The organism is Deltaproteobacteria bacterium (assembly GCA_005879795.1).
Lineage (GTDB): Bacteria > Desulfobacterota > Binatia > DP-6 > DP-6 > DP-6.
This window is the reverse complement of record VBKJ01000096.1, coordinates 1-4,962: the sequence shown is the minus strand read 5'-3', so window position 1 is coordinate 4,962 and position 4,962 is coordinate 1. Positions and strand designations below refer to the sequence as shown.

The window sequence follows — 4,962 nt, the reverse complement described above, 5'->3', positions numbered from 1 at the left end:
GGGTCCCCGACGGCCTGCGCCCCTCCGACGACGAGCTGCGCGCCGCCATGAACGGCGCGCTCGCGCGCTGGCGCGAGGACGGCACTCGCGAACGGATCCTGTCGCGCTGGATCCCCTACCTGTCCCGGCTCAAGGCCGAGGTCCCCGCCCGATGAGCACGCCTTGGCGCTGCCCGGAGCCGGACCCCTACCGGCCGCGCTGAGCGGGAGCGTCCGGGGGCGCCGGTGCTGCGGGGCGGTCGAGCACCGCGGACAGGCGGCGGAGCGCCGGCAAGGTCACCACCGACAGCGGCTCGACCGAGACGACCGGATCGCTGGCGCGGCCGTGCACGCGGAAATCCACCGCTTGCAGCGTGCCGCCGCCGGCGCCGGCCACCACGCCGCCGATCAGCGGCAGCCGCGCCGGCGCCGTGTTGATCCCGTAGTACGCGGGAACGAGCGTCCCGCGGAGGTCCACCGCGTCGGCCTCGCGATCGACCGTTCCCTCGACGACGGCCGTGAGGGCGGGGCCGCGCGCGGCTGCGTCGGCGACGCGCACCATACGCCCCTGCTGCGAGAGCCGCGCCGTGAGCCGCTCCAGGCGCAAGCCGCCGCCCGAGAGCGATTGCCGGATGCCCCCGAGCGAGCCGAGCGTCGCGACGCGCGCCAGCAGGGGCGCGTTGGTGACGGTGCAGTCGTGCAGCTCGATACGGGCGTCGAAGGGTGGCCCCGCCTGTGTGAGGTCGATCGTGCCGTCGATCGCGAGACGCCCGCCGGCGGCGCTTCCCTTGCCGAGGACGCGGAAGAGCGTACCGCCGTCGTCCGACCGGATCGCGAGCTGCCGCCCCCGCAACGTGACGCCGAGGTGTCCGGAGCGCGGCTTCCGGCCCGGCGGCGTGTAGACGGCGTCGGCGTCGACCGTGCTCCAGGTCGCCCCGTCCGTGCTCCGCGTCGCGCGCGCGGTGACGGTCGCATCCGGGATCGAGAGCGCGAGGCGCGGAACGCCGAGCACCTCGCCATCCCGCGCGCTGATCCGGGCGTGAGCGTCCGGCGCCCGCGCGACGCGCGCCGTCACGTCCACCGGCCCGTCGAGCAGAGGCCCGGGATCGAGCCCGAGCGCGGCGCGACCGGCACGATCGGGCCGCGCGCGGACCACCAGCACCCGGCTCTCGCGCTCGCCGAGCGTTTCCGTCAGGTCGAGCGTCACCGGTACGCCCTCGACGTTCGCCTCGCCGCCGAGCGCGAGGCGCCGGCCCCCGAGCGTGAGCGAGAGCTCCCCGCCGGTGAGCGACCAGCCGCGCACGAGGCGCGGCACGCCGAGGCCGTGGAGCGACGCCGTCACCTGCAGGCCGAGCGCCACCAGGTCCGGCGGCGGGCCGCCGAGCGGCACGTCTGCGACGACCCGCGCCTCGACCTCGCCACGCACCTGGGACGGGTCGATGCCGGCGAGCGGGGAGATCCGCCCGAGCGCGGCGAGGGCGTCGGCCACTCCGCCACGCAGCCTGGCATCGACCGCGACACGCGGCGCGCCGCTGCCGCCGGTCACGCGGACCGCCGCCCGCTCGACACGGAGAGAGCCGGCCGTTCCGCCGGCCACGTCCAGGTCCAGGGCGGCCTGCGAGAACGTCGCCGTCCCGGCGAGGCCGGCGAGCGGCGGCAGGGCGCCGACCGGTCGGAGCGCGACCTGACGGAACGTCGCGCCACCTGTGAGCCCGTCCACCGTCTCGAGCCGGCCGTCGAGCGTTCTCCCCGCCAGGCGCACCTGCAGATCACGAAGCTCGCCGCCCGCGACCCGGGCCAGCACCACGCGACGCGCGCCGGGAGCCAGCCCCTCCGGCCAGCACGACGCGAGCCGGGCGACCGGCAGCCTGCCGAGCCGCCCGGCTGCCTCGAACGATCCGGCTCCCTCGAGGCCGGCGAGCGCGGCCCGAAGCTCGGCCGGCGCACCGTCCAGGTCGACCGCGAGCCGGCCGATCTCGAGCCGCCCCGCGTCGCGGTCGAGGATCGCCGCGACGGCGGTGCGTCCGACCGGGAGCGGCGAGCCGGGAACCAGCGCCAGCGTCCCCCCGGGGCTGGCGAGCCGCAGCCGGGCGCCGTGGAGCCGCAGCTCGTCGTCCATCCGCAGATCGACGACGCCACCGAGCGGAAGGATGAGCGCCGCGACCGATTTGAGGCGCGGCAGTGCGGCCGCCACCGCTGGCGGCGAGAGGCCGCGGAAGCCGATGGCGAGCCGGACGGCCGCCGCCCGGTAGCGACCGTCGAGACGGACGGGCACACGCTCGGCACCGACTTCGAGCGCGAGATGGCCGCGCACGCCGATGCCGTCGCGCTCGCGTCGCAGCTCGATGTCCACGTCGTCGGCGCGCCAGGTCGTGTCGTCGAGCGCGATCTCGCCCGCACCATGACGGATGCCCACACGCCGGAGCCCGGGAGCGGCCCGCCGGAAGATGGAGTCCAGCACCGGCAGGAGCTGGTCCGTGCTCCCCGAACGGAGCTCGAGGCCGCCGCTCTCTCGCCAGAGGATGCGGAGTCGGGGCTCGAGCACGTCGACGGCGGCGACCACGAGGCGACCGCGCAGGAGCTCCCACGGCTCGACCGCGAGGGCCGCGGAGCGGACGACGGCGCGCTCCTCGTCGGCGGACGTCGCGACTTCGACCTGCTCGACCCGCAGCTCGAGATGCCGCGTGGCGCCGTCCCAGGCGAGCGCCGCCCCACCCACACTGACCGGCGATCCGACCGCCGCGCCGAGCGCCGCCTCGATGCGTGGCACGAGGACCCCGAGCGCAATGGGCGCCTGCACCAGACGCCAGGCGAGCAGCCCGAGCAGCCCGACCGCGGCCGCGGCGAGCCCAGCGAGCGCGAGCGGCCACCTCCGCCTGAGCACGAGGTCGAACCCTACGCCACCGGGGGCGTAGTGTCTGCTAGCGGGCGGCCCGGGAGGTGCGCATCACGGGATCGGCCCCTCCCGCACGCTCCAGCCGTTCGCCGCCAGCGCCGTGCGGGCTCGCGGCGACATCTTCCCGGTGATCCAGAGCGTGCGCTCGCGCGGGCGACGAAGTCCGGATTGGTCGCGAACGAGGCGACCCGCTCGGTCACTTATCCCGGCGCATCCGCGAAGGGCTCCCGCCTCGCCCGCTGAGCTGACCGGCGAGGCGCGGCAGTCAGCGTTTACCCGCCCCGCTCAGGGCATCCTTGCACTCGGGAGTCAGCCAGTCCTGTCTGCCCTGCAGGCAGGCAAGTACGCGGCCACCCCCCGGCGACACGTCGGAGCAGAACCTGCCGATGTCCCAGCGGCACGACGCCGCGAGGACGCCCGCCTCGCGTCCGAGCTCGTCCACCCGGCTCCGACAGGCGTCCGACACCTCCGACTCGTGCGCCTTGAGGCAGCCCTGGATGCGGCCTCCCCCGGGAGGGACCTTCGCGCACAACCTCTGAATCTCTGGCGCACACGGTGGCTCGGCCCGCGCCGCGCGCGAAGGAACAAGGACCGCTCCCGCGCCGAGGAAGGCTGCTGACAGGCATACGATCGATCGCATCGACAACATGGGCCTCCCCTCCCGCGCGTGAATCACGCGGCCGGGTCGGGGGCGGCACCCCGGCCCGACCGCGCAGACCGTCATGGACGTCGGCGGAGCTATTCCTCGGTGATCTCGACGCGCCGGTTTCTGGCCCGGCCCTCCTTCGTCTTGTTGCTGGCGATCGGCTTCGACTTGCCCCAGCCCTTGGTCATGATGCGCTGGGCGTCGATGCCGCGCGAAACCATGTAGTCCCGCACCGCGTTGGCGCGCCGCTCCGAAAGCCGCTGGTTATAAGCGTCCGACCCGATCGAGTCGGTGTGGCCCTCGACCAGCGCTCGAAGGTTCGGGTGTTCCTTCATCGGCGCCACGACCTCCGCGTCGATCTTCTCCTTGCCCGCGGGCTTGAGCGTCGCCTTGTTGAAGTCGAAGTACGCGTCGGCCGAGAGCTCGATCTTCTTAGGGGCCGGCGGTGGTGGCGGCGGAGGCGGCGGGGGTGGCGGTGGCGGCGCCTGCTCCTTCGGATCGCAGAGGAGGTGCCCGAGCAGGGTCCCGACGGCGGCGCCTCCGACGGCGCCCGCGCCCGCGGCCTCGCCCGTCTCCTGGTGGCTGCCGCCGCGACCGCCCTCGTACGCGTTGACGAGCCCGCCGGCGGTGCCGGCACCGACCGCGGCACCCACGAGCCCACCAGCCAAGGCGCAGTAGCTCCATCGCCGCTCCTGCATGGCGCTGCAGCCCGTGAGGATCATGAGCCCGACGAGCCCGATCGCTGTCACCCTCCGGTCACGCATCATGGTCCTCCTTCCGTCCATAGCCCACACTGGGGGGAGGCTTTTATCGCCATTCGACTTAGCCAGTCAAACTAGTCTCGCCAGCCAGCATGAGAGCACCGGCGCGCTCCCCCCTCATGCCAGGATGCCGAGAATTCGCCGCAGTATCTCCGCCACGGGGATCTCCAGCATCACGAGCGGCACGATGGGAAGCGCCGCCGCGACGGCGACCACCGCGACGTTCCATCGGTCCACCGGGAACGAGCGCAACGCGGTTACGTTCTGGAAGGCCGTGTCGAGATCCGCCAGCGACGATACGTCCGGGCTGCTGATGAGCTCGCCGCCGACGTCGTCCCTGCGGAGCCATCGCGCGTGCGATCCTCCGCGAACCTCGATCCGGAGAAGCCTTATCCAGATTCAGCGTCGCGACCGCTAATGGACCATGGTCCAATCAGCGTCGACCAAGTGCTCGAGAAGTGACGCAAGGCGCGGGCGACAAGTAGGCGCCTCGATGAATCGCTGACTCAACACATCGGGCCGCACCCGTCCAAACCGGCTGCGGCCCAACCCAGTAACTCGAGACGTGCAGACGCAGATGCGGAAGAGCGAACGCCGGTAGACGGACGGGCGCTCTATATGATCTACAGATCGGCCTCCAGGGCTCGAAGATCACGAAGATAAACCCAAATCCAAAGGCTA

Annotated in this window: 3 protein-coding genes; all 3 read right to left on the bottom strand. The window is 73.3% G+C overall.

The features are described from left to right. Positions 1–186 precede the first annotated feature (186 nt). The 3 genes from E6J59_04760 to E6J59_04750 all read right to left on the bottom strand — a co-directional run bounded on the left by E6J59_04760 (position 187) and on the right by E6J59_04750 (position 4,173). Entirely contained in the window at positions 187–2,862 is a 2,676-nt protein-coding gene (locus E6J59_04760) for a DUF3971 domain-containing protein (GenBank protein TMB21850.1), read from the bottom strand. A gap of 277 nt (positions 2,863–3,139) precedes the next feature. Next, positions 3,140–3,598 (bottom strand): hypothetical protein, encoded by a 459-nt coding sequence (locus tag E6J59_04755; protein TMB21849.1) that lies wholly within the window; start codon positions 3,596–3,598, stop codon positions 3,140–3,142. 14 nt (positions 3,599–3,612) lie between these two features. Then, entirely contained in the window at positions 3,613–4,173 is a 561-nt protein-coding gene (locus E6J59_04750) for an OmpA family protein (GenBank protein ID TMB21848.1), read from the bottom strand. Positions 4,174–4,962 lie beyond the last annotated feature (789 nt).